Source organism: Pasteurella oralis (assembly GCF_002850605.1).
GTDB classification, from domain to species: domain Bacteria; phylum Pseudomonadota; class Gammaproteobacteria; order Enterobacterales; family Pasteurellaceae; genus Pasteurella; species Pasteurella oralis.
The window spans coordinates 125,372-150,775 of sequence record NZ_NXGB01000006.1 but is presented as its reverse complement, the minus strand read 5'-3'; the positions used below and the strand labels follow the sequence as shown (position 1 = coordinate 150,775).

Genomic DNA, 25,404 nt, shown 5'->3' with positions numbered 1-25,404 from the left:
ACCAACAACTGATTCTGTGAACTCTCCCGAATTTCCGTTTGCCGTATCTATCATGCGTACCCAGAAATAATGCGTTTCATTCACGCCTAAGCCGTCAAATGAATAACTATTTGTTGGATATGCCAGTGTGACGAGTTTTCTTGTTGTCTCAAAACGATTTTCTGCACTCGTCCAAATCTCGATCGCGGAATTTGGATTGGCGAATACTGGATTTTTCCACTGCAACAAAATCCCAAACACTTTCGAAACAGTAGTTAATTCGCTCACAGCAAAGCTGATATTAAATGACTTAGTAACCGCCTCTGATAGCTGTCCTTGCTCGTTCTTAGCGCGAATTTCCGCAACATATTCCCCGTCGGGAAGACCGATAAATTTGTAGTTTGGTGATGTTAAATCATCATAAATCTTATAAAACGTTCCATTTTTATATAACTTAATCTGATATTTAACAATTGCACTATGTTTGACAATGTAGTCAAAACTCAATGATACACCATCACCGTCTGCTTGTACTTCGACGTGTTGCACTTTATCAAGTCCAGCAGTAGAAAGTGTTGTTTCTTTTGGCTCAAAGACTGCGCCATTATCCACGATTGCTTCCTTTTGTGGTTCGTGTTGAAGCGCAACAATCGTATATTGACCTTGCTTGTCTTCGCTTATCGTCAATGCTTTGAATAACTGAACATTGATTTCTTGTGTTGTTAAAGACCAAACACCGAATTCAGCCAAACCGACAGGCTCTGACTCTAACGTCACTTCATTACCATTCACATTCACAATGCGAATATCTGTATGCTTAGCTTCTTGATTAATGTACGTTAAATAACTATTCCCCCATGGCGTAATTTCTCTATCAAGCGTCACTTTTCTACCATTGACAGCTATTACACGACCACCAATATTTGTATCTGCATAATGGCAATCTGCTACACGAATAATGTCACCGGGAATGTGCATTAAGCCTTCTACACCGACAGTAAATGTGACTGTTTTGGTTTCCAATCTCTCTGTTTCAAGAATCCATTTCCCAGTGCGGAATGCTTGACCGCGTGATGTGCAGCCAAACGCTGTCACTTTTTTAATGTTTAAACCATGACGACGAATTAAATCATCATCAGATACGATTTCGATCTTTCTTTCATAACTATCACTTGCGTCAACATATTCAACGTGAATCTCGTTGTGTCGCGCTTTCTGTGCTGAATATTGATAAGAAAACTCACCGTCAACAACATTCGCATTTGTATAAGTCCACACTGGATCTGCTGGTCTATCCATTACGACAGTAAACTCTTGCCCGTTCCACACTGGCATTGCGCGGAAGATTGAACAGATGTCATTAATCACATCGTATGCTTTACGCTGATCTGTCAGCCACGCATTACACGTGAATCGAGGTTCTTTGCCGCCAAACCCATCTGGCACAAGCTGATCACAATATTGCGCCACTTGATATAACGTCCACTTATCCACATTGAATGCACCTAAACGCCAGCCAAGACCATAGCGCTTGTTAGTCATTAAGTCGTACAGCACCCACGCTGGATTATTTGACCAAGCTATTTTGAATGTACCGTCCCAAAGCCCTGTATAAGTACGATTCACGGGGTCATAGTTACTCGGCACTTTGATTTTGATACCGTAGATTTCATAAGTGCGGTTTGGGATTGAACTAAAATATTCCGAATCAAAACGAACACCGACAATAGCAGTGTTCGGGTAAGCGAATTCAGTTTCAATAATTTCGGTATAACTTGCCCAAATCGTGTTGTTTTGTAACCGCTGCGATGTGCTGTCCTCTGTTAAGCGCTCAACTTTGATTTTAAATGGAACAGCGGGCAAATCATCAAATTCAAACTGTTTAAGATATTGCGAACTATACTTACCATTAATTGAAACTAGGTAGCTCGTTTGTCCAATCGTAATCATTAAGTCTACTTTAGAACCGTAGGTATCACCTTTATCATTTTGACTAAACAGCGATTGAACACCAACAGTAAAACGTAAACGGCTCACTTTGTTATCCGTCACAGTGCGAGTAAGTGGTGTCAATTTTCTTACTTGAGCACTCACAGCAACTTCTTTTTCAGACGTATTGAACCCCTCCATAATCGCTTGATCTTGTGTGCCAATACGCCCTTGTGCATCCACGTTTTTAAAATTGTAACTATCATCACTTGCTTGAATTGGCGTTTTATCCAAGTACACGGATTTAACACCATCCACTAAGCCTTGAATCTCACCTTCAGATATAATTTCTACAATCTTGACAAACTGTTTAGAACGCCCACTTTCTGGAGCTTCATAAGGCGTATGTCCACCACCACCTTTTTTTCCACCCATAGCTTACCCCTTAAAAAATCCTGTTCTTTTATTTTTAATTACAATATCAACATTTACAGTTTCAACGCCCTGTGAAATTACCATTGAACCACAGAGCATGCGTCCGTAAGCCAATGGCACCATTCGCCCTTGCGCGACCATATTCGAAAGATTAGAGAATGAAGTAGAGCGTTTTTTCTCTACATCATTTGCTTGTTGCATTTGTGGTGGCTTAGTCAACATTTGAGCCACTCCACCTGCCATCATTCCAATCCCCATAGCAATAACACTTGGTCCATAAGCAGCAAGCGGTGTATATAGCATCACAACGCCGATTACTGTAATAACAGCACCTAAGATAGTTTGAAAGACTCCAGCTTTCTTAGCTCCCTTTAAAACAGGTGTAAAATGTACTGTCATCCCATCTTTCAAGTTATAAAAAAAACCTTTCTCTAAATAACGATTGTCAATATATTCTTTACCAATTCTGATCGTAAATTTACCTTGTTGAATAAATTCTCTAAGTTTTGGTATTTGTGTTGTTAATGCTTTAACAATCTCAGCAACATTCTTTACGTCTAATTTGAAGTCAGTACCAAATTGTTTAAGGGCACCGTAAAATTTAACGTTGACCATTGTTTAAATCTCCAAATACTATGTGTATGTTTAAGTCAATATCCGTCATATAAATCACGTTTAGATAAACGTTTAGGACTATGATGTAACACTTGCTGATTGCCAATGTAGATCGCTGCGTGATTTGGTACATCTGCCCCAACTTGCATTAGAATCACATCACCAACTTGCACCGCACTTTCATCTTTAACTCGCCCAAAACCATATTTTTCTATGTTGTCTAGATACAGATTCTGTCCGTCTTCCCACCAGAAATCATCTCTTTCAAAATCAGGGAAATCAACACCAGCCAAGCGATAAAAATCGCGGAATAGCGTGTAACAATCTATTTCACCATGACTGGAGAATGTTTTTCTGTGATGAACTTCAAATTATCGACTCGCCAAAAACTTCATTGTTTTATTCACAATTACCACCAGCGAATTGCATTAATCAAATCAGGTAGTACCCACGATATACCAAAAATAAAACTTAAAATCACAACAACGTAAGCAAAACGGCGAGCTGTTGCATCTTTTGAAATAACTTCTAGCATTTTTGCCACCTCTATATTAAAATTCATCATAATTTATGTCCTCTTAGTCAGATTAAGTGGATAATAAAAAACCCCGAACACTGCGAATGTTTGGGGTTTGTTTTTTTGGAGTATGCTTCAAATATTGGTAATAACAAAAAGGCATGGTTGTTATGACCATGCCTTAGATTTCTAGGAATAAATCCATTTGCTGAATCGCTGCAAACTCTCGCTCAAGTTCAGCCTTTTCTTTTTTGCATTCGTTTAACGTCTTTCCTTTTTGGCTAGATCGCATTTTGTAATCTGCCATTTTAGCTCGCCAAGCCTCTGTTTTATTCTTCACTTCATCTCGACGAGCAATGCCAGTCGTCCAATAATCCCATAAAGCAAGAAAACATTCTTCTTGGTAGTTTTCCAACCGTTCTTTTAAATCTGAACGCACTTTATTTGGGTTGATTGAGAACAGCCAACCATTTAATTTCTTGATTGGCATACACAACATTTCACGATTTTTCCCATCTTGGGCAACTGTGGTGATATGACCACAGTTGAATTTGGCACTTTGTTCAACCAATTTCTTATGTTGAACTTTCCAGTCCAACCCAATCCCTAAAACAATTTCACGCATTGCTACATAAGCAATACCATTGTTATCAATTAATGTAATTTCTTGACCTAAAAATTCTGTTTTTAATGCTTGCATAAAGATGCTCCTGTTAAATTTTGAGTAATAAAAAACCCCGACCATTTCTGATCGAGGTTATTTGTTGCCACAACGTTCCTACCTTTCGGCTTGGTATCTACCAATTTAAAGATGTTGGAGGAATTTTACGCATAAAAAAAGCCAAAAAGTAAAATAAATTACAATTCGGCTATTATTAGGAATTTTACCTTAAAATTATAAAAAGTCAATTTTTAATACTCCCCCAAAAAATATTAACTTTATTTTGGGGATGATGATTATTTTATCGACTCGCCAAAAACTCTGCACTTCCGTCATCTTCCAATTCTTCTGTTTTCTGCTCTTTATAAAACGGCATAAAGTCAGTTAATTCCATTGGTTTTGATTTTGGATCACGATTAATCATGGCAAGTAAATGTGATATTTGAGCCGTGCGATAATCTTCACGCCAAAGTCCAAACGGCTGTTCATTGTAGAATTGTTGGTATTCTTCCAAGTGCCGTTCTGACATTTGTTCGATTTCTGCTAAGGTTTTACCCAACGCAAGCGACAGATTGATTTGGAACTTGCGTCGGTTCGTTAGTTTTTTGTTTCTTCTTCCTTTGGGTTGATTACTGCAGTTAATTTTTCAAAGACTTCTTTGTCTAACTGCGAAAGTGCGGCTAAATCTTCTTCATTTTCTGCATTAAACAGATTATTCCCATCTTCATCGCATAAACGAATTGCTAACGTGCGGGTTAATGTATGGGGATCGTAAATTTTCGCTAATTGCTTAGTTAACTCTTCTGTATCATCAAAATTTAATTCAATCCCTTGTGATTGTGCAATTTTAACTAAACGTTGTTGTTGTCCGTAAAGCTGTTCGTTGACTTCACCTACATTAAATTCACGTACATAGGATTCTGCACCGTTGATTTCCAGTTTTGTTAAGCGTGGTTTATTTTTTAAAAGTGTTTCGCGTGTGCCTTTCATTTACTTTTCCTTTATTTTAGACAATAAAAAAGCCCTCGATTGAGGGCTGATATAGATTAAGCGACTGGTAATAAGTAGTCGCGTTTTGATTGCTTGATCGTAATACCTGATTCAAACTTGCCTTTGACTTCACCACTGATGTTAGCACCCGTTTGGATAAAGCCTGTACCGTAAAGTGAACCTTGATTTTCCTTGAAGACAATCAAGTATGGGAAGGTTTCTTTGCCGTAGAATTTCTTACGCAAGTCGGCTTGCATCACTGTTGCTGGCGCATAAAAGAAAGTTAACTTCACCGAACCGAGTTCAATATCCCCAGGCTCTGTTTCAGTCCCTTCACTGCACATAGTCGTCACATCTTCTTCGGTCAAGGTGTCACCGTCTTTTTCGATGTTCTTGATTGCGCAGAAATTAGATGACCATTTTACTTTTGCCATTTTAGCATTCGCAAAATCCGTTGGTTTGTCTTGGTTTGACCAATCCACCTCGTCGGCGAGAGTGATAGTATTGTTATCCACCCCTTTAACTGGGTAATAACCATCAAGTGCTCCTAGTCCTGTGATTTTAATACAATCACCTTTTTTCAAACCGTGACTTGCTACTGTGATTTTGGCATTAGGTGAAACTTCACAAGCCGTAATTGCTTTTTCAGCTTCGACACCAGTGCCGAGATAAAATTTTGTTCCTTGGAACGGGGTTGTTTTAGCCATTAGTTTTCTCCTTCTAATCCATATTCGATATTAAATTGAATTTGTGAAACGTACCAAGTACGTTGTTGTTGATCTTGCTCGTAGCTATATGCTGTCAATGCAATACTATCTAGGTGTATAAATTCTGCTTGTTCTAAGCAATCGGCAACTTGCTGAGCAATCTCATCTAGTTCATTTTCACCATTGTCAATAGATTTGATGTAAATAGCCACGTTGAGCTTCGCTTGCCATTGGCTACAACAAGTAGTAGCCTCTTGACAAAATGCATCATCAATAAAAACCGCAATGGCTTTCTGCTCTTCATCAATATTGATAAACGTAGGGCGACCACTGTAAAAATACTCAACATCATTGATTTTCTTCTGCAGAAGTGTAGTCACTTCTTCTCGAATTTGGGTATGGATTTGCATTATTTTCTCCGTAATGAAAGCGAGAGATTTTTGGCGAGTTCCTGTCTAAGTTGTTCAGGATAATCCGCCAATTCTTTATGAAAAGCATTAGTTAAAGGCGTTGCAAGTGGTATTTTTGCCACATCAATACCATAACGTTCTCGCCCTTGGCGAAACATTACGTGTGTTCTGCCATTAGCAAGCCGCTGAACAAAGCCACGGGCGACTGAATGCTGCCCTACTCGTAACACACCTTTACGAGCAAAAATACGGTTGCGTTTAGTTTCCAACACACGAATTAATGGCATATGGCTACGATTAACACTAATAACTGCTTTCGGGTTACTTGCTGTTGGTGAGAATATTAGCCTTGCTCTACCGCGCACCGTTTTTACATTTACGCCAATCTGTTGAGCAACGCCTTTGGTGGCTTTTTTCATCGCTGATTTTGCAATTTTTCGGATAGATTTCGCCGCTTGCTTATTCACGTCACGTTGCAGTTTTTGCATTGCTTGGCGTAATTGACGCTCACCTGTGATTTTGCTCATCATTTACTCCAGCTGTAATACGATCATTCCATCGACAAAGTGGTAGGATTTAACCAGATATTTCTTGCCATTTCCGACCACTTTATCGTCTAAACGGGGCTTATAGCCTGATGTGCGAAAGAGGGTTAAGGTTCGCAATATGCCGTTTAATGCTTGCTCCTCATAAGAATGAAATCCCTCCATAATACGAGGGGCTTCGTCATAAGTCGCAGGATAAGGCTTATTGTTAATCAGCCATTCCGACATCATCGTTTGAGTGATGGTTTGATCTGCCTGTGATAACGCTTTTTCAAAAAGGCTAGGCATTGATTTTCACATCAACTTCCGCAGATGATGTGCCTGAATTTGACCAAGCAACGCCAAGGCGTTTATGTGAGCCCTTTGAAGTTGTTGCTTCGCTAGCGCCACTATCCCAATATAAAACCGTACCTTGCTGAATATTGTCTGATTGCTTGGCTTTCACACGCCATACTCCACCAACAATACCTGTGCCCGCTGCTTGATTTTCAATATCTGTGACTGCAATGGCGTTGAGGTTATTGATTTGTACAACATCGCCGCTTTTAGTTGCTTTTGTCGCAACAAAATCAATGGTGTCACCATTTTGAATAAAGTTTTTAGCCATAAGAATTTTCCTTATTTTTGATAATAAAAAACCGCACTAATTAAAGTGCGGTCAATTTTGGGAGAATTTACGCATTTGTTACACGTACAATACCACGATGATCTAGTACATTTACACCAGCATCAATACGAACTTTTGTGGTTACTCCATCTACGGTAAAGCCCGTTTGCTGATCGATAAATGGTGTTTCTACGCCGTTGAGGTAGGATACTTCAATAGCCTCTTTGTTGAGCAAGTACCAAACTTTAGGATTGATACCTTGTAGACGTTGTGATTTAATCACAGGCACCACATTTTGCAATGGGTTAATAATGCCCGCGTTAATATCCGCACCTTCAACTGAACTAGAACCTAAGACCTGTTTGGTTTTGGTGAATAATGATGTTGGTGTCAGTAAAACATCTGGTTCGATAGCTAATTGTTTACCATCAAAAGATTTTTGGGCATTCATTAATTGAATCGCTTGATCAATTGTTGCAACATTAATTTTGCCATTGGTTAAGGTGTTTTTGTGAGAAGTATCATACAATTTCTTGCTGTCGTAGTTCATCACAGGATCGCCAGTTAATTGAGCAAATACCAAATCTGCGATAGTTGCTCGTGCAGCTTGACCAAGCTTGAATGGAATGGCTGTTAGCATATTCATATCATCATTGATGATAGTTTGACGTGTAATGCTAAATAAGCCACCATAGGTTGCCAAAGATACGTGAGTACCTGTATCACCCAGTGTTACATAAGTGTACTCTGCCCCTTCGCGCACCATTGGTAGACTATCAAAACCACCTAAGCCTACTCGATAGGCAGGACGGAAATCCGTTAAGGTGCCTTTATGCGTCCAGGTTTCAAAGTTTTCTTTGCTTTCTTCCCAGCCACGAAGTACAGACTTATGGGCTACATCAATGAGAATTTGACCAAAATCACTTGTTGAATGCGTGAACGCCATACCGACAATTTGCATTGGGTTGTAATTTAATACACTAACACCACGATCAACCAATGAAGCACGAGCCAATTCACGCAAGGTCATTGCGTTGTAAGCATTGTCTTTCTCTGTTTTATCAACACCAGCACGAGCAAGTAAAGCAGACTTAACACTATCACTCACAAGATTACCATTGCCAGCATAAATATGATTTTGTGGTACGCTTGGCGTGGTGTTTTCGCCTAATTTGGCAAGTAGCTTGTCTTTGGCTTGTTCTGCGGTCATTGACACATCAGCAAGGCAATCTGCCATTAAGCCATCGTATTTATCGCCGAAAGCGGCAAAGGTGGCTTTAATTTTAGCGTTGCGTTCTGCTAATGCAGCAACAGGATCGATACTGGACTGAACAACAGTCGGTTTTTCGAGATTTTTTGCAACTGGTTGCTCTTCTACGACAGGTGGTGTCGTTTGAGCTGGTTGTTGCGGTTTAGCGTTGCCTTGTGGCGTGAATAACATATTTTTGATTGTTTCAGGCATATTAGTATAGTCCTCTAGTTTTTTGGATTGGATACAAGCCATCGCCACAAGTGGTTCGGCTAGTTTATCGGCGAAACCTTGCTCAACACACTCTTTGCCAGTGAGCCAAGTTTCTTCTTTCAGCATTTCTGCTAAATCTGTTTCAGATTTACCAGTTTTCGAGACATACGCCATAATCAGCGTACTTTCCACTTTATCTAGTAAATCTGCATACTTACGCATGTCATCTGCATCACCACCTTGAATACCCCAAGGCTTATGGATCATCATCATTGCATTTTCGGGCATAATGATTTCGTTACCCGCCATTGCAATTACGCTTGCCATAGATGTAGCAAGACCGTCGATATAGACGGTCTTGTTAGCTGGGTGATTTTTTAGTAAGTTGTAAATGGCGATGCCATCAAATACATCACCTCCCGGTGAGTGGATGTGCAGATTAATTTGTTTTAAATTGTTCCCAAGATTTTTCAAATCCTTGGCAAATTGCTGTGCAGTGACACCCCAAAATCCAATTTCATCATAAATCGAAATTTCAGCTGTATCATTCGTAGCCGCTTTGATGGTAAACCAAGATTGATTATTCGTCTTGCTTGCTATTCCCATCGCCATCGGTGCTAAAATCATTTTTGTTTTTCCCATCGATAATTCCTTGTGTATTGGTTAAATCAGTATCAAACTTCAAGCCTTCACGAGCATTTTCTTTCACTTCCACGATCCGTTGTCGTTTGACTTCGGCTGGGTTGTTTCCGCTTGCTCGGATGGCTTGCCCTTCAGTTGCTAGACCGCCTCTAATACGCTCTTTCCATGCACTTGCTTCTTTAATAGGGTCAATCCACGGCATTACTGGTCCTGAATAAACCGCATTAAATAGCGAATTTTGGTCAATATCATTTGGTAATTTAATCGCTTGTGAAGCAATCGCCATTTTCAGCCATTCGCGATAAATTGGACGACTAATTGTAGCTACAAAGGGCATCTTGTAGCACCGCATAGCCTTCAAAACTTTCTACAAGTTCCTGCCGTTGTGCAGAATAAGTGCCGTTGTAATCTCGAGCAATGCTTGAATAACTTGATCTTGTACCTGCAGCAGTCGCTCTTAATTGTCCATTACGGAAATTCTCCAAGTTAGTATTGGGGCGATTTGAGTTAATTAACCCAATATCTTCGCCCGGTTTCAGATCATCAATCACTGCACCTGGGGCAATATCAAACAGGCGTGGTTCATCGTTTTGCTCCTCATCGCCATAGAGTGCAGCATCACCTTTTTTAATGTACATCGTCATTGCCGCTGCAATACGTGCAGCAACTCGTTCGCTTTCTTCGTATTCCTTTAGATCCGCCAAACGCACAATGACACCATGCAACATACTTACACCACGAATTTGATGTAGTCGTTTACGAAAGGCGAGATGTAGCATATTTTCTGCCGACACCGTTTTAACCTTACTGTACATTCCACTGCTCTCTTGCGGATTATCCAAATAAACTTGATAAGCCGTTGGTTTCCGCCAAGCATTAAGATATACACCTTGCACTAATCCGTTTTTAGCTTCGTCCGACTGCATCGGCACAAAATCAGGCTCTAAGGCTTCCAGCGAAAAGGCTATGGGTGAACCGTGCTCAAGCCCAGTTACTTTGCCTTTAACAAACTGTACAAAAACCTCGCCATCTCGTAACCAAGTTCGCAATAGCATTCGTTCTAAGAGTGGTCGAGTATATAGCCCTGTCACTTCAGGTTTTACCGACCACTCCGCCCAGAGCTTGCGAATTTGACTTGCCAAATCTTCGTGAACATCACCAGCTAAAGTAAGCGGTTGTGGCTCGATATGAATACCTTTTGAGCCAATAACACGTTCTTCCATTTTGTCTAAAATGCCGATCACAATATCGTGATTTTGATCTAAAGCACGAGCTTGTTCTCTCAAACTGACCGCACTTTGACGAATGGTGGTATTTGCCCCCTTGCCTTCTCGCTGTGCTTTATGAATGCGGCTTGGTAATGCCGCTTCGTAGGCATTTAGTACATAGCGATTTTTAGATCGTTGTGCCGCCCATTTTGGCGACACTACGGCAATTGCTTTTTCAAATAGGTTCATAATGAATACCTTTATTTAGTAAAATTATTTGATGAAATAAGCACTCGCAAAAATTAAGGCACTAATCCCCCAACAAATAGCTATAATCATCGCTGAAGTGGCTAATCTTTTTCCAACAATACCTGCATCTTTTTCACTCATTTTTCCACCTACCTTTACTTGATGTTTTGGTGTATACTTGATCACGATTGCTCCTTAGTTGCTAAACTTGGATAAGGGATAAAGAAAAACCCCGAAAGATTGCCGTCTTTCGGGGTTTGTTTTTATACCTAATTAAATCTCACATATTTAATACGGTGCCGTTTAGTTCGCTGTCCGCTACTCGCAAGCTGTTCATCAAGCATCGTTTGGTAGCGATCACGCTGTTTTGTTAGTTCCGCCACCTGATAAGATACCGACCGCCCATTAAAGCTCACTTGGCTTTGAGCGATTTCGATTTTTTCATCAAGTGTACGGATTTTTTGTTTAAGTTCGTCAATTGAGTAAATACTCATAGCCACCCACCTGTTTTTCTTCCACCATCACTCAACCAACTGCTTTTCGATTTTGTCTGTTTTGGTGTTGCTTTTGCGATTTTTTCTTCTGTTTCGACCGCTTGCTCTACCATTACTGCTTGTTCACGGATAATATTCGGATTGATGTCAGGTAGTTTTGCCCAACTTGGCACGTCTTTTTCATCACCCCACTTGATCCGTTCATAACCACGCAAAATAGCAATGGCGTGAGCGTAGCAAAACAAGTCAAAGGCTTCGTTATTGTCTTTCCCTGGTTTCCGCCACTTACCATCAGCACCACGTTCTTCATAAACCAATTCATTAAAAAACCATTCTCCGATCCACTCAGGAAAGTGAATGTAATTAGCCCCGACAGTATCTCGAGCTAGAGCATTATTAATACGATCTTTGAGATAGTCCGTTTGCAATAAATACAATGGCACATCGCCTCGAGCTGAAGAATGACGATCAGAACGAGTGGTATTATCAGGATAGGTTTTCGTGATTAGCTTTTGCCGTTTGGTGCTATCACCTTTAACTAGATAAACTCGCTTGGCGTAACCATCACGACGACATTTTCGCCAGAATTTATAAGCATTATCGGTGACTCCTTCTTCGCCACCACTATCCACCGCCCTTGCTAAAATTGGCATAAAGTGGTTAGGATTGTTTGATAGCGGATAGCATTTCTTCAGTACGTCTGAGATTAAAATATGCCAATCATCAGGTATACGAGGGTCTATTTTCTCAATTACACCATCACTATCAGGCAATGTGTGTGAAATGTTATAACGATCTATTAACCAACGTTCGCCATTCTCTCCATAACCGACCATTTGCACCACAAAACGACGATTTTTCCCACCTTGTACATCCACAGCTGCCACAATAAAGCGACATTGCGGTGGTACGGTTTTTTCGTCAATTTCTTCACGGCGTTCCATCAATTCATCAGAGAGACGTTGTTCAAGTGCGGAGCGTGGAAGATAGGGTAATCCGCAGTCAGTATTTGTCACTGCTTTTAGAGTTTCCTCGCTTCCTGTCATTTCATATTCATGTTCTGCAGTTAATAACTTATATATTAATTGCTCCCATTTTTGATAACCAGCAGCGGGACCTTCTAGCCAAAAAGAAGCAATACGTGTATTCCTTCCTTTTCCTTTAATTTTCCCTTTCTTATCTATTGTTTGACCTTCTTTAAGCCAAACGCCTTTTATATTCAACTCACGTTTTAGCGACGGTTCAATCAACGTCTGACAAGACGGACATTGTAATCGTGCTTTTTCACTGGCTTTTACAAAGTCATCATCATCTCTATAACCAGTCATATTCGCCATGCTTGGTTCAAAGTATTCTTTACAATGTGGACATGGCCAATAAAAGCGACGTCTGTCGCCCCGGTTATATAAGCTTAAAATCCCTGTTGTAGGCGGTGCTTCATGTGTTGATTTTGGATGATGTTTAAGATCAACAATGTCCTTTCCGGGTGAGCTTTCAACAAGCGTCATTCCTGATGACATAAATGTCGTGGTACGTTTTGACGCAAGCGAAAAGCCGTCCCCCTCACCGTCAACATCTTCGGGCCAGCGATCGTAATCAGTCAGCGCGACGTATTTGTAGTCAGACGACGACAAGACATTAATAGATGGCCACCCGATTTTTAATAAGTTTCCAGCACGAAAATATTTATCATGCACGTTATTATCGTTCTTGCGTGGACTTAATCGTTTCGCAATTTCAGGCGAACAACGGAAAGTGCGGTCTAATCTTTTACGACTGTGTTCACTCGCTTTTTCTTGTGTTAATTGAACAAGTAAAAAGTCTGACGGATCGCAGATAATTGAATAAGTGATCCAACCGTCAATTAATCCGATCGTTTTACCTGTTCGCGCAGGACCAACAAAAACAACCGCGTCGTATTCACGAGAACTTAAACAATCCATTGGCTCAATTAAATAACTTACAGTGTCTTTATCCCATTTGATAGAATTTCCACCACCAATGGGGACACGCATATATTCATAGACTGCTTCAGATACTTTCATTCGACGTGGTGCTTTCACTGAACTCGCTATATCTCGTCGAATATCTTTAGCAGATGCAAACATGGTTAATCCTCTGAATCATCATGATTGTTGTTTTGAATATGTAATGCCATTTGATCTCTTAGATCATCAATAATTTGTTGTACTCGCATAAGTGCTTTCGGTTGAAGTGCCGCGTCACGTTCTAAAATATCCGGCAATGTTTCTAATGTTTGAACTACCGCTTTTGCTAAAGCACTCATTTCTTGTGCAACTTCAAAAGCTGGAATTAATTGACCAGTTTCTCGCTCATACTTAAGCCTTTCATTTTCAGCTTGCCAAAATGCTTTGCGATCAACTGGTAATAGTGAATCGACATCTGTCGACATCTTTTCTGATAATCCAGATCGAATAAGATCCGAAAGTAAATAGAGTTTTAATTTTGAATTGCTGCCGCTTGCTGGCGTTAACCCAGCGAGCCGTTGAGATACCGTCTGGCGGTGCATTCCAACCAGTTCAGCTATCTGATTTATGTTTAATTTTATGTCGAATAAATTATCCATAATCTAAAAAACCCACTGATTAAAAGTCTGAAAAAACTGATTAAAAATGCAACAAAAACCCAGATGATGACTGAAAATTCGAAAAACTGCCGAAAACCGCGAGCGCCCAACCCCGTGGAAAGCCCACTCCCGTCAGGAGTACCTTTTACATTTTGTAATGAATAAAAAAATAAGCATTTTTGTTTATCCGTGAATTTAGTTTTCACCACGCCCTTTAGACGTGGATTTAACCTCGTCTTTTTTTGGCATAGTGGTTAATCCTTTTTTAAAATACTTGACTTGTGTGTATATGTGTGTATAATAATACTTGATTAAGACAAAGGAGGTATTTTTTGAACTCATACGACTTAATCAAGGAACTTAAAAAAGCTGGTTGTTTTTTTGGTTCGTCAAGGGAAAGGAAGTCATCAAATATGGGAATCTCCTATTACAGGGAAACGATTTCCCGTTCCACATCCCAAGCAACATTTACCAATTGGCACTTTAAGATCCATAAAGAAATCGGCAGGGCTTTTATAGCTCTGCCGAGTCCTATCTAGGAGGTTATATGTTATTTACCATTGGCGTTGAAACGCCAAAAAACGAAAATGAAGCGTTTGGCTTATGTGTGCCTGCGCTTTTTAATGAAACTTACTCTTGTTTTAGTGCTGCGGATACTGTCGAAGAAATTGTTCCAATGGTAACTGACGCAATCCATACCATCTTGGAAATGATGGTTGAGGGTGATTTTGATATTTCCCAAATTAAAGATTTGGGCTTTCTTCACTATAAAGAACAAGAAGATTTTCAATATTGCGATAGTTGGTTATTAATCGATGTAGATATCACTGCTTACTTTGGTAAACGCCAGCGTGTTAATATTGTATTACCGCAATATCTAATTGATAGAATAGACCAACGTGTAGCTAATAACTCAACTTACAAAGATCGCAGTCATTTCTTAGCCATTGCCTCACAGCGAGAGCTATCATCATCTTTATAATAAAAAAGGCATAGTGAAATATCTATGCCTTTAGTGTTGTGTATTTTCTACTTGCCATTCTCTTATCTTATCAATGCGATTAAGACACACATCACGCTCACGTTTAAGAATGACGGCATACTTTGAAACGTCACCGTAAGTATTGCCATTAAACCCCGTCTTGTCTAAGTGTGCGAGAAGTGCAGATGGAATACTTTGGCATACTTGCGCTACTGGTTTACTTGCGCAAGAAGTCAATAATAGAACGAGGAGCGTTAGCATTGTAAGCGTCAGTACTCTTTTCATCATGTGATATAGAATTAATCGCATCATCTTCCTGTTTCCTTAACTCACTTTCTAAGCGACTTATTTCAAGTGTAAGCTGCCTGTTTATTTCTGCTTGTTTTTCTAAGTTAGAAATCACTGCACTTTGTTGTACTATGGTTTGGGTTTGTGTAGCATTTTCTGCTTTTAGCCCAGAATAAACTTGCCATTGAATCCACATCCACAACACCACACTCACCGCTAAAATGATTGGTGTTAGTATTGGTCTGATAAGCCCGCTAAACATAGTTCTTTCTCTTTATCTCTACGAATAACTAAACCACGCAACACTTTACCACCCGAATAAATCCATCGCGGGAATTGATCACACATCGCTTTAATATTGCCGTTACGTGCGTGCTTGAATAGCGTTGAACTTCTTAGCTTTCCGCACCCCACATTAAATGTTAGCGATACCGCAGCTTCGAAAGCCCCTTGCGGTAAATTCACACCGCCAGCGAACATATTTACGCAACGCTCGGCTTTTTTTAAATCATAAACCCAGCGATCCGCAATTTCTTGTTCTGTATATCGTTTATTGCGTTCAATCTTCAATCCACTTGCTTCTGTGCTACCAATCCCGACTGTCAACACATCCGCTGGACATTTGTACGGATCTAGCATACAACCCTCAGCATTGCCTATGATTTCTAGTCCTCTTTACCCTGTGCGAATCTGCCCGTCATTTTTAGAAAGCACAATCGCAATAATCGAAGCGACAGCACACACAGCGAGTTTTTTAGAATGTTTCATTTTAAATTCCCGTCTTTATCGCGAATGCCTGCTTTGATTTCTTCAATTTCAAGCAAGCACTTTTTATATCTCGATTCTCTGATATATCCGAAAACAGTCACAAGAATCCCAATAATAATCGCCCATTCGCTTAACGTGAGCATTCCAAAGAATGACGTGATCCAGCCATAAGCCTGTGACTCAATAGGAATATCTTTGAATGTATCCTTCATCTTCATACTCCGCCTCCCTGACTTTGAGGCAATAAAAAAGCCCCATTCATCTTTGAACAGGGCTATTAAAATTCATTTGGTGAATCATACTTACACTACGACCACCATTAATTTATACAATATATGAAAACTACACCAGAGCCAACACTTTTCACACGTTAAAAGCAAACTTTTGCAATTTAGCTGCATTTTTGTGATTTTTAAGAGCGTAATCAAGAAACTTAGCAATTATCCATTCTGATGAATCTATGCTTTGATTGACTCTTTTATACCAAGCATTAAATGAAATAGATTTATCTTTTGTATGTTGGTATTTAGCTATTGAGTAAAATCTCGAATTTAAAACTTTACTCGTTTTGACATCAATAAATAGCAACCAGCTAATTATTTGATAAGTAAGCAAGGTATCTAGACATCTTTACTATCTATCCAGTCATTTTTATTCATGAAAATAATTGATTTTAATTCACTTATATCAAGAATTCTAAGTTAAGCTAATATTTTCGTAACTCGAATGCATTGCAAAGTAATAAATGCTATTTTGACAACATTTAATTATAGAATTTGATAGTTTGAATTTGTTTTTAACAGCCCCCCTACATTATATTCGAGTAATCAAGAAACCAAAATCTAGCGAACTTATTCTTTTCAGTACTGTATTCATCGCATTCTCATTCATAGATATTAAATGATTATTCACATTAAATTCTTTGATAAAAAAAACGAAATTTAAACATAAAAATTTTGAGCGTTTTTTTAACACCTTGAATATATAGTAATAGCAATCTACTCAAAAATATACAGATTGTTATTTAAATGCAAGACAAGGATTGTAAAACAGAATTCACGAAGCATTGTCTAAATATATCCATATTTCAATGTAAAAAGACTTACCTTTATTTTACTGTTCTTTACATAAAAGAACAAAAATCTAATTAATAATGATAATCATTACTATTAATATACATGTACACAGTTTACTGTGTACAAGAAATAGCATTATTACTAAAGTAAAAGGAGCTTATGATGTCAGGATTTATTGACTTAACATTAATATCTGGTAATAAGGTAACTGTGAGTAAAACCGCAATTTTCTATATGGAAGAAAATACTAATTCATCAAATACAGTACTGCTACATTGTGACGGTGTAACTCATGAAGTAAATGAGTCTTATGAAAGCCTTAAAGGAAAATTGAGTAATTTTGTACAAACAACGTCAAATAGTGGTGCTAAAATTGGTATCCATGACTATAATGTTTCTTATTTACAAGAAAAACCGAATGGAGTCCAAATGTATGGCATAACAGTTTATTTTGTAGGAGGAACGGTAGGTTTGCCTGTACGAGAAAATTACAGTGATTTCATTAAGAAATTCCACGCCATTTAAATAACAAACATTTCTTTTAGTTTTTGACAACTAAGTTAGAATATAAAAAATATATTAGCGTAAAAGTCTTTAAATTAACTTAAAGGCTTTTTTGTTATCAATGCTCCACTTCCGTTTCTTAATATATATCTTTTTTATAATACATTTCACACGTTTTAAAAATCTATATACCACGAGTTATAGATATAGAAAAATTTTAAAAATATATTTTGAATATTTGAACTTAATTCAATGAAAAAAATGAACTATTGATAGGCACTCTTTCAAATAAGAAAGGAGCATAAACAAGCAAAAGGCTTAGAGTAATTAAGCACTAAAAAAATCTAGTTGCCTTACTGTCCTAATTACAACGATAATAAAAGTCAGTGAAATAAGCGCGATATAAAAACAAGGATAAAAGTATTGTTGATAAATAATTCAATAATTATTAAGTTTTCTATTAATGAAAGTAGCTTATATAGAATATTACATAATGATAATCCTCTTAAAAATTGGCCATTCTCTAAAAAAGAATCTCTTAAAAGTAGTGATTGAATATTGAATGCCATGCAAAAAAGTAGCATATTCAATACTGAGAGCTACCTTTATTTTTTAACTTAACACTTTAATCGCATTCAAAATCCGTTTATCCGAAATTGGATACTTAGTACCGAGTTGTTGAGCAAATAAACTTATGCGTAATTCCTCAATCATATAAGGAATTTCTTTGACTTCTTCCGAATGCGGTTTAGATTTCGGTAATTTTGTAATAAGCTGTTGATATGCTTGACTCACTTGCTCTACTCTTAACATAGCCGCACGATCTCGGTTAACATCTTGTAATAGTTTATCAAGACGCTTATCAATACCTTGCAAATAACGCTGTAAATCATTCAAGCGAGCATAACCTGTTTTTTGCACAAAGCCTTGATAAATTAAATGATTAAGTTGTACTTTGATATCAGACAGCGCAAATGCCATCGTGAAATCCATTTTACCTTTTAAACGTTTATTTAATGCATACGTTAAAGTGAGAATTTGCTCTACTTGCTTTGCAATTATTACCGTAGTTTCATTTAAATGTTCACGAATAAAATCACGTAGCCTCTCAAAATCAGCTTCCTGCCACACAACACCACCAAAATCAGTGATAAGTTTATCTACAGCACAAGCGATACAATCATCAATTAAATCGAGTACTCTACCAAAAGGTGTAAAATATAAGCTGAGCTTCGATTTATTTGGTAATTTCTCATGTAAATATTTAATCGGTGAAGGGACATTGAGTAACAATAAGCGACGTAGCCCTTGCTGCATTGCCACTTGTTGCTCAAATTCTGTTTCAAATAATTTGATTCCTACTGAGTCTTTTTCATCTACAATAGCTGGAAAAGCCTTAACAGTAAAACCACGTTTTTTTTGCTCATAACATTGTGGGAGCTGATCAAAATTCCAAATATGAATCCCACTTTGTTCAATTCCATTATCTGCCACAGCTGAAATGCTTTGTTGTATTTGATCTTTTAATTGGAATTTTAGGCTATCTAAATCCATCGATTCTGCAATTTTTTTACCTTTATCGTCAATCACCCGAAAAGTCATTTTTAAATGGTTTGGTAGCTGTTCTAATTGCCAATTTCCTGCTTCAACATTCACACCGGTCATACGGCGAAGCTCGTAAATCAAGCTATCTAAAAGTGGTTTTTCAACAGGTTTGGCACGACTTAAAAAAGCTTCAGCATAATTGGGCGCTGGCACAAAATGACGACGTAAAGATTTCGGTAAAGATTTAATATAAGCAATAACTAACTCTTTGCGTAATCCCGGAATCTGCCAATCAAAACCTCTCATTTCTACTTGATTTAATAACGGCAAAGGAATATGTACTGTTACACCATCAGCTTCTGTTCCAGGTTCAAATTGGTAAGTTAATTTGAATTTTAAATTTCCTTGGTGCCAGAAATTTGGAAAATCTAACTCACTGATTTGTTCTACATTATCTTTAGTTAAAAACGCTTTTTCAAAATTAAGTAATTCAGGATTTTGTTGACTCGCCTTTTTCCACCAGCTATCAAAATGACGCTGTGAAACCACATCTGTTCCAATACGTTGATCATAAAATTCAAATAAAGTACGCTCATCAACTAGAATATCTCGACGACGACTTTTATGTTCTAAATCTTCAATTTCACGAATCAATTGTCGATTTTGGTGAAAAAACTGATGTTTAGTGAACCATTCTCCAGCAACCAAAGCAGACTGAATAAAAATTTCACGACTGACCTGTGGTTCTATTGCGCCATAATTCACAGGGCGACTTGCCACAATTGGTACACCATATAAACTCACTTTCTCATTTGCAATTACCGCACCTTTAGATTTAGACCAACGAGGTTCAGCATAAGACTTTTTAATTAAATGAGTAGCTAGCGGTTCAATCCATTCAGGATCAATATCGGCTAACATGCGTCCCCATAATTTTGAAGTTTCAACTAATTCTGCAGCCATTACCCATCTAGGCTGTTTTTTAAATAAAACTGAATTTGGAAAAATCGCGAAATGTGCATTTCGTGCAGCCAAATATTGCTGTTTTTCATTTTCTTTCATCCCAATATGCGATAGTAAACCACTTAAAAGTGCGGTATGAATTTGCGCATATTCTGCCGCTTGAGAATTAATCGGTAATCCCATCTCTCGTACAGTTAAACGGATATGATGATAAATATCTTGCCATTCACGAATGCGTAAATAATTCAGATAATCTTTTTGACACAAACGGCGGAATTGGCTCTTAGACAAGGATTTCTGCTGCGTTTGAATAAAATGCCACAAATTTAAAAATGCTAAAAAATCAGATTTTTTATCGGCAAACCGACGATGTTTATCATCGGCCGATTGTTGTTTCTCTTGTGGACGTTCACGTGGATCTTGAATAGATAGCGCAGAAACAATAATCATGACTTCATGCAAGCAATTAAATTTTACTGCGGTAAGCAACATTTTGGCTAAACGTGGATCAACAGGCAGTTGCGCTAATTGCCGGCCAATCGGCGTTAATTGGCGTTTCTCTCCAAATTTTGTTTTTATAAAATGAAAAGCTTCTAGCTCTTCTAATAATTTAATACCATCTTGGATATTGCGTTTATCTGGCGCATCGACAAAAGGGAAAGAAGCAATATCATCTAACCCTAATGCTGTCATTTGTAAAATCACAGAAGCCAAATTCGTACGTAAAATTTCTGGGTCGGTAAATTCAGGGCGATTGTTAAAATCTTCTTCTGAATACAAACGAATACAAATCCCTTCACTTACTCGTCCGCAACGTCCTTTACGTTGATTTGCTGAAGCCTGCGAAATTGGTTCAATAGGCAAACGCTGTACTTTTGTACGATAACTATAACGAGAAATGCGTGCTGTACCAGGATCAATGACATATTTGATACCTGGTACTGTTAATGATGTTTCTGCCACATTAGTCGCTAATACAATGCGATTTAATCCTGTTGGATGAAAAATTTTATTCTGTTCTTGTATAGATAAACGAGCAAAGAGTGGTAAGATTTCAGTATGTTTTAGATCTTGTTTTTGTAAAGCTTCTGCAGTATCACGAATTTCACGCTCACCATTCATAAAAATTAAAATATCACCACGCCCTTCAGCTTGTAGTTCATCTACTGAATCTAAAATTGCTTGTAGCTGATCTTGTTCATCATTCTCTACGATAGGTCGATAACGAACTTCAACAGGATAAGTCCTTCCCGAAACCTCAATAATTGGTGCATGATTAAAATGTTTAGAAAAACGTTCAACATCAATAGTTGCTGAAGTAATAATAACTTTCAGATCAGGACGTTTGGGTAACAACTGTTTGAGGTAGCCTAAAATAAAATCATTGTTTAAACTACGCTCATGAGCTTCGTCAATGATTAATGTATCATATTGATTTAAAAAGCGATCATGTTGAATTTCAGCCAATAAAATACCATCAGTCATCAATTTAATCATCGTATTATCACTAACTTGATCATTAAAACGAACTTTATAGCCAACTAAAGTACCAAGCTCTGTATTCAGTTCTTCTGCTATACGCGTTGCCACTGCTCGTGCAGCGATACGCCGAGGTTGAGTATGTCCAATCAAGCCTTTTACACCAAGACCTAATTCCAAGCACATTTTAGGTAATTGTGTTGTTTTACCAGAACCTGTTTCTCCTGCAATCACGATCACTTGATGTTGTGCAATGAGCTGTTGGATTTCAGTTTTACGTTGGCTAACAGGTAAACTATCTGGAAATTCAATAGGTTTGATCGCACTTTTACGCTGGTTTAATCGTGCTTGAGCTAATTGAATTTGTGACTGAATTTCGGCTACGGCAGCTTGCTGTACATCCTCACTTTTAATATTACTAATCCCTTTAATGCGAGCTAAAAGCTGACGATAGTCCACATTCATCACTTCATTAAGATCAGATAATAAAGATTTTTGTAATGCCGTAAATTCTGTTTTTCTAAGATTCGTTTTCATACTACTTAATTTTTTATACTTCGATAGGCTAATGTCGCCCAACCAATTAAAAATAAGCTGCCACCAACTGGTGTTATCCAAACCATCATCTTGCCCGCACCTAATGCTAATAAATATAAACTTCCACTAAACAATAAAATGCCAAAAGACCAAGTTATCCCAATCATGGAAATAAATTTATCTGTTTCTAATTTGAAATAAGAGGATAAAGTTGCTAATACCATTAGTGCGATAGTATGAAACATGTGATATTTTAAGCCAGTTTCAATCCAAGCTAATGCTTTTGCTGAAAGTGTTTTCTCCAAACCATGTGCCGCAAACGCACCAAATGCGATACAAAAAAATCCACTAAGTGCCGCAATAAACAACCATTTATTTTTCATCTTCATACCTATTAAATATTTATGATTTACCTAAAAACAGCGACAGAATACCTGCTGCAATTAGTGGACCAACTGGAATTCCCCCCATAAATGCAACACCTAAAATGGTACCAATTAATAAACCTGTTAATAGCACAGGTTGTGTTCCCATTAAGCCAACTCCTCGTCCCCCTAACCATGCGACTAATAATCCGATAGCAACAGCAAGCCACATTTTCCAATTTAAGAAGATAGTTAAATCTGGCAACTGGATCTTACCTGATACAATTGGACTTAACACACCAATCGTTAAAATAATAATGCCAATGGTTATGCCATGCTTTTCCATAAAAGGAATATATTGTGACAAAAAAGTTTGTTGCATTAATAAAAGAATTGCAGCAGAGATAGTCACTGAACTATTATTACTTAGAACACCAAGCAAAATTAATACAACAAGCAAAAGTGCGACTGAATTAAATTGTAAAGACATAATGCTCTCAAAAGTGCGGTAAATTTTAGCTGAGAATTATAACAAGTTATTCTACTTTTGTGATGTGAATTGAAAAAAGAAAACCCGCAAATTGCGGGCTATTAATTGTTACTCTTGTGGATATTTTGCGGCAACTTCTGCTAACAAAGTTTGAAGCTCACCTTGTTGGAACATTTCTAAAATAATATCACAACCACCAATCAGCTCACCTTCAACCCATAATTGGGGAAAAGTTGGCCAGTTTGCATAAGCAGGTAATTCAGCACGAATATCAGGATGCTGTAGGATATCTACATAACCAAAAGGGACTTTACAATGCATCAATGCTTCCACTGCACGAGCAGAAAAACCACAAGATGGGAACTTTGGTGAGCCTTTCATATAAATAAGAATAGGATTTTCACTAATTTGTTTTTTGATTTTATCTAAGGTTTCCATAATTTTCCTCAAAAGTAAGTAAACGGTGATATTGTAACATACAGAAAAGATGCGACCAATAACCCGACTTAAATAATCAACTATTTACCAGCTTCCACCAGCACCGCCACCGCCAAAGCTACCTCCACCAAAACTGCCCCCAGAACTACCACCGCCAAAACCACCACCATTACCATTACGATAAGAACGACAACGCAACACATTACTTGGATGATTATTGGTAGGACTAATATAAGGTTTCCCACCGAATTCACCAAAAAGAACAAACAAAATAAAAAAAACGACCATAATGAATGGTATATATTTTTCCCATGTTTCTTCATCCGCTTGGTTTGGATCAAATTCGCCTTTACTTGCTGCAATAATATAATCTAAGCCATGATTAATACCTTGTGCATATTGTCCTTGCTTAAAATAGGGCGTAATAGTGTTACGAATAACTTGTGCTAAAAATGCATCGGGTAAAACTCCTTCTAATCCCTGCCCTACTGCAATAAAAATCTTACGGTCATTTTTCGCCACTAACATTAATACGCCATTATTTAGCTGTTTACGACCAACTCCCCATTTATCGCCTAATTCAAAAGCATATTGTGAAATCTCATATTCACCCACTGATGGAATAATCACTACTGCAATTTGCGAACTTGTTTCACGCCCATAGTCCACTAATTTATTCTCTAATAGCACTTTTTCTTGAGCAGATAATGTTTTTGTATAGTCATTCACATATTGGAAAGGTGTTGGTAGTATTGGGAATTGCACCGCAATAACAGCTGTAGTGAACAAAATACCGAAAAAAATGACCGCACTTTTAAGCCATCTAGTCATTAATAATTACCTCGTTATCTAATTCATTCTTATCATCAGGCTGAATTGGAAAATAAGCCACTAGCTCTTGACCAATATTTGTAATTACACTCACAATACCTTCGGTATATTGTGCATGCCGAAAATAATCGATCATAATGTTACATTGCTGTTGCCAAAATTGCTCACCGACATATTGATGAATGCCCTGGTCACCAATAATTGAACACTGATGGTCTTTAAAAGCGACATAAATCAGTACGGCATTTCTTGCTTGTGTTTCATACATTTTTAATTCATCGAAAACTTGTAATGCACGCTCAAATCCTGTTTTTGCCTGTGATGTTTGTGCTATTCTTCGTTCAATATAGACGCGTAATTCAGCTGAGGTCTGACTTTCAAGTTGAGAAATAGCTTCCTCAACTTGTGTTTTATTAATTGGAATTCGTGAAAACAAAGGCATATTACTTTCTTTCAATTAATGATTAAAGTTCACTGTTGGTGCATTTTGCGCACCTTCTACTGATCTAAAATACGGTTTCTCTTTAAAGCCAAATATCATAGCCGCAAGTTTGGTTGGGAATTGACGTACATTTTGATTATATACACGAGCCGCTTCATTAAACTTATTACGCGCCACATTAATACGATTTTCTGTCCCTTCAAGCTGTACTTGTAAGTTCATAAAAGCGTCATTGGCTCTAAGCGTAGGATATTGTTCCACTGTGACTAATAAACGGGATAAAGCAGAGCCAACTTCATTTTGATGTTGTTGGAATTTAGCAAGCTGTTCTTCCGAAAGATTTGAAGGATCAATTTTTGTTTGTGATGCTTTAGCACGCGCTTCCGTCACTTTTGTTAACGTTTCTTGCTCAAAATTAGCTTGTCCCTTCACGGTATTCACTAAATTTGGAATAAGATCTGCACGACGTTGGTATGCTGATTCAACACTTGCCCACACAGAATCAATTTCTTCTTCTGCTTTGACTAAGCCATTGTAGCTAGTCATTAAAGTAAAACCAGCAACAACCGCTACTAAAATAATAGCAATCCACTTTTTCATTTCAAGTTCCTTTAAATTTAAACCAATTGATAAAAGAAAAGACCTAAACATAAGTTTAG

28 protein-coding genes and 4 pseudogenes are annotated in these 25,404 nt (G+C 37.9%); 3 read left to right on the top strand and 29 right to left on the bottom strand.

Annotated elements, in window-relative coordinates; all coding sequences use genetic code 11:
• The 18 genes and pseudogenes from C0975_RS08820 to C0975_RS08745 all read right to left on the bottom strand — a co-directional run.
• On the bottom strand, positions 1-2,343 hold a 2,343-nt coding region (locus tag C0975_RS08820; protein WP_143485129.1), incomplete at its 3' end, for a TipJ family phage tail tip protein.
• A 3-nt stretch (positions 2,344-2,346) separates the two neighbouring features.
• On the bottom strand, positions 2,347-2,958 hold the full coding sequence (locus C0975_RS08815) for a tail assembly protein (RefSeq protein ID WP_101776014.1): 612 nt from the start codon (positions 2,956-2,958) through the stop codon (positions 2,347-2,349).
• A pseudogene (locus tag C0975_RS08810) lies at positions 2,901-3,296 on the bottom strand (NlpC/P60 family protein); the annotation flags it as partial. The gene C0975_RS08815 and the pseudogene C0975_RS08810, both read right to left, overlap by 58 nt.
• 71 nt (positions 3,297-3,367) lie before the next feature.
• Positions 3,368-3,523, bottom strand: coding sequence for a hypothetical protein (locus tag C0975_RS11400; protein ID WP_167383049.1), 156 nt, complete (start codon positions 3,521-3,523; stop codon positions 3,368-3,370).
• 133 nt (positions 3,524-3,656) lie between these two features.
• Positions 3,657-4,175: a phage antirepressor N-terminal domain-containing protein gene (locus C0975_RS08805; RefSeq protein ID WP_101776013.1), complete on the bottom strand. Its 519-nt coding sequence runs from the start codon at positions 4,173-4,175 to the stop codon at positions 3,657-3,659.
• A 262-nt stretch (positions 4,176-4,437) separates the two neighbouring features.
• A complete protein-coding gene (locus tag C0975_RS08800) occupies positions 4,438-4,665 on the bottom strand; it encodes a phage tail assembly protein T (protein ID WP_101776021.1) in 228 nt (75 codons plus the stop codon).
• A 68-nt stretch (positions 4,666-4,733) separates the two neighbouring features.
• Positions 4,734-5,126, bottom strand: coding sequence for a hypothetical protein (locus C0975_RS08795; RefSeq protein ID WP_101776012.1), 393 nt, complete (start codon positions 5,124-5,126; stop codon positions 4,734-4,736).
• Between the two features lie 56 nt (positions 5,127-5,182).
• A complete protein-coding gene (locus tag C0975_RS08790) occupies positions 5,183-5,833 on the bottom strand; it encodes a hypothetical protein (RefSeq protein WP_101776011.1) in 651 nt (216 codons plus the stop codon).
• Positions 5,833-6,243 carry a phage tail terminator protein gene (gpU, locus tag C0975_RS08785; protein ID WP_101776010.1) on the bottom strand — a complete coding sequence of 137 codons (411 nt, stop codon included), beginning with the start codon at positions 6,241-6,243 and terminating at the stop codon, positions 5,833-5,835. Before gpU ends, C0975_RS08790 begins: the two co-directional genes overlap by 1 nt.
• Positions 6,243-6,770, bottom strand: a complete 528-nt coding sequence (locus tag C0975_RS08780; RefSeq protein WP_342745609.1) for a phage tail protein — start codon at positions 6,768-6,770, stop codon at positions 6,243-6,245. The genes gpU and C0975_RS08780 overlap by 1 nt, the downstream gene beginning before the upstream one ends.
• 3 nt (positions 6,771-6,773) lie before the next feature.
• Entirely contained in the window at positions 6,774-7,076 is a 303-nt protein-coding gene (locus C0975_RS08775) for a phage tail protein (RefSeq protein ID WP_101776008.1), read from the bottom strand.
• Positions 7,069-7,395: a DUF2190 family protein gene (locus C0975_RS08770; RefSeq protein WP_101776007.1), complete on the bottom strand. Its 327-nt coding sequence runs from the start codon at positions 7,393-7,395 to the stop codon at positions 7,069-7,071. Before C0975_RS08770 ends, C0975_RS08775 begins: the two co-directional genes overlap by 8 nt.
• Before the next feature lie 67 nt (positions 7,396-7,462).
• The gene (locus C0975_RS08765) at positions 7,463-9,499 is read right to left on the bottom strand and encodes a ClpP-like prohead protease/major capsid protein fusion protein (RefSeq protein WP_101776006.1); all 2,037 of its coding nucleotides are present in this window, start codon (positions 9,497-9,499) and stop codon (positions 7,463-7,465) included.
• Positions 9,438-10,956, bottom strand: a pseudogene (locus tag C0975_RS08760) (phage portal protein). The gene C0975_RS08765 and the pseudogene C0975_RS08760 overlap by 62 nt, the downstream one beginning before the upstream one ends.
• A 24-nt stretch (positions 10,957-10,980) precedes the next feature.
• Positions 10,981-11,142, bottom strand: coding sequence for a hypothetical protein (locus tag C0975_RS11395; RefSeq protein ID WP_167383052.1), 162 nt, complete (start codon positions 11,140-11,142; stop codon positions 10,981-10,983).
• An 83-nt stretch (positions 11,143-11,225) separates the two neighbouring features.
• Complete coding sequence (locus tag C0975_RS08755; RefSeq protein WP_083002279.1) at positions 11,226-11,450, bottom strand: hypothetical protein; 225 nt, start codon at positions 11,448-11,450, stop codon at positions 11,226-11,228.
• Positions 11,447-13,558 carry a phage terminase large subunit family protein gene (locus tag C0975_RS08750; RefSeq protein WP_101776005.1) on the bottom strand — a complete coding sequence of 704 codons (2,112 nt, stop codon included), beginning with the start codon at positions 13,556-13,558 and terminating at the stop codon, positions 11,447-11,449. The genes C0975_RS08755 and C0975_RS08750 overlap by 4 nt, the downstream gene beginning before the upstream one ends.
• A 2-nt stretch (positions 13,559-13,560) precedes the next feature.
• Positions 13,561-14,037, bottom strand: a complete 477-nt coding sequence (locus C0975_RS08745; RefSeq protein ID WP_101776004.1) for a DUF1441 family protein — start codon at positions 14,035-14,037, stop codon at positions 13,561-13,563.
• 332 nt (positions 14,038-14,369) lie between these two features.
• On the opposite strand from C0975_RS08745, the pseudogene C0975_RS08740 reads away from it, so the two are divergent.
• Positions 14,370-14,556: pseudogene (locus C0975_RS08740) on the top strand (type II toxin-antitoxin system HicA family toxin).
• A 28-nt stretch (positions 14,557-14,584) separates the two neighbouring features.
• Positions 14,585-15,019 (top strand): type II toxin-antitoxin system HicB family antitoxin, encoded by a 435-nt coding sequence (locus tag C0975_RS08735; protein ID WP_101776003.1) that lies wholly within the window; start codon positions 14,585-14,587, stop codon positions 15,017-15,019.
• A 30-nt stretch (positions 15,020-15,049) separates the two neighbouring features.
• Here the strand turns inward: C0975_RS08735 and lysC are convergent, their stop codons facing one another.
• The 4 genes and pseudogenes from lysC to C0975_RS08715 all read right to left on the bottom strand — a co-directional run bounded on the left by lysC (position 15,050) and on the right by C0975_RS08715 (position 16,287).
• A complete protein-coding gene (gene lysC, locus C0975_RS08730; RefSeq protein WP_101776002.1) occupies positions 15,050-15,331 on the bottom strand; it encodes an Rz1-like lysis system protein LysC in 282 nt (93 codons plus the stop codon).
• Complete coding sequence (locus tag C0975_RS08725) at positions 15,237-15,569, bottom strand: DUF2570 family protein (RefSeq protein WP_101776001.1); 333 nt, start codon at positions 15,567-15,569, stop codon at positions 15,237-15,239. Before C0975_RS08725 ends, lysC begins: the two co-directional genes overlap by 95 nt.
• Positions 15,539-16,075, bottom strand: a pseudogene (locus C0975_RS08720) (lysozyme). The gene C0975_RS08725 and the pseudogene C0975_RS08720 overlap by 31 nt, the downstream one beginning before the upstream one ends.
• Complete coding sequence (locus tag C0975_RS08715) at positions 16,072-16,287, bottom strand: HP1 family phage holin (RefSeq protein ID WP_245853339.1); 216 nt, start codon at positions 16,285-16,287, stop codon at positions 16,072-16,074. Before C0975_RS08715 ends, C0975_RS08720 begins: the two are co-directional and overlap by 4 nt.
• Positions 16,288-17,313: 1,026 nt before the next feature.
• Here C0975_RS08715 and C0975_RS08705 point away from each other — a divergent pair.
• A complete protein-coding gene (locus C0975_RS08705) occupies positions 17,314-17,676 on the top strand; it encodes a hypothetical protein (RefSeq protein ID WP_101775999.1) in 363 nt (120 codons plus the stop codon).
• Positions 17,677-18,267: 591 nt separating this feature from the next.
• Here the strand turns inward: C0975_RS08705 and hrpA are convergent.
• The 7 genes from hrpA to C0975_RS08670 form a co-directional block, all read right to left on the bottom strand.
• Positions 18,268-22,179 carry an ATP-dependent RNA helicase HrpA gene (gene hrpA, locus C0975_RS08700; protein WP_101775998.1) on the bottom strand — a complete coding sequence of 1,304 codons (3,912 nt, stop codon included), beginning with the start codon at positions 22,177-22,179 and terminating at the stop codon, positions 18,268-18,270.
• Between the two features lie 5 nt (positions 22,180-22,184).
• The gene (locus C0975_RS08695) at positions 22,185-22,562 is read right to left on the bottom strand and encodes a DUF423 domain-containing protein (protein WP_101775997.1); all 378 of its coding nucleotides are present in this window, start codon (positions 22,560-22,562) and stop codon (positions 22,185-22,187) included.
• A 19-nt stretch (positions 22,563-22,581) separates the two neighbouring features.
• Positions 22,582-23,034, bottom strand: a complete 453-nt coding sequence (locus tag C0975_RS08690) for a DUF441 domain-containing protein (RefSeq protein ID WP_101775996.1) — start codon at positions 23,032-23,034, stop codon at positions 22,582-22,584.
• Between the two features lie 108 nt (positions 23,035-23,142).
• Positions 23,143-23,472, bottom strand: a complete 330-nt coding sequence (gene grxD, locus C0975_RS08685; RefSeq protein WP_101775995.1) for a Grx4 family monothiol glutaredoxin — start codon at positions 23,470-23,472, stop codon at positions 23,143-23,145.
• Between the two features lie 84 nt (positions 23,473-23,556).
• The gene (locus C0975_RS08680; RefSeq protein WP_101775994.1) at positions 23,557-24,303 is read right to left on the bottom strand and encodes a TPM domain-containing protein; all 747 of its coding nucleotides are present in this window, start codon (positions 24,301-24,303) and stop codon (positions 23,557-23,559) included.
• Positions 24,296-24,745: a TPM domain-containing protein gene (locus C0975_RS08675; RefSeq protein ID WP_101775993.1), complete on the bottom strand. Its 450-nt coding sequence runs from the start codon at positions 24,743-24,745 to the stop codon at positions 24,296-24,298. The genes C0975_RS08680 and C0975_RS08675 overlap by 8 nt, the downstream gene beginning before the upstream one ends.
• A 15-nt stretch (positions 24,746-24,760) precedes the next feature.
• Complete coding sequence (locus C0975_RS08670) at positions 24,761-25,345, bottom strand: LemA family protein (RefSeq protein ID WP_101775992.1); 585 nt, start codon at positions 25,343-25,345, stop codon at positions 24,761-24,763.
• Positions 25,346-25,404 lie beyond the last annotated feature (59 nt).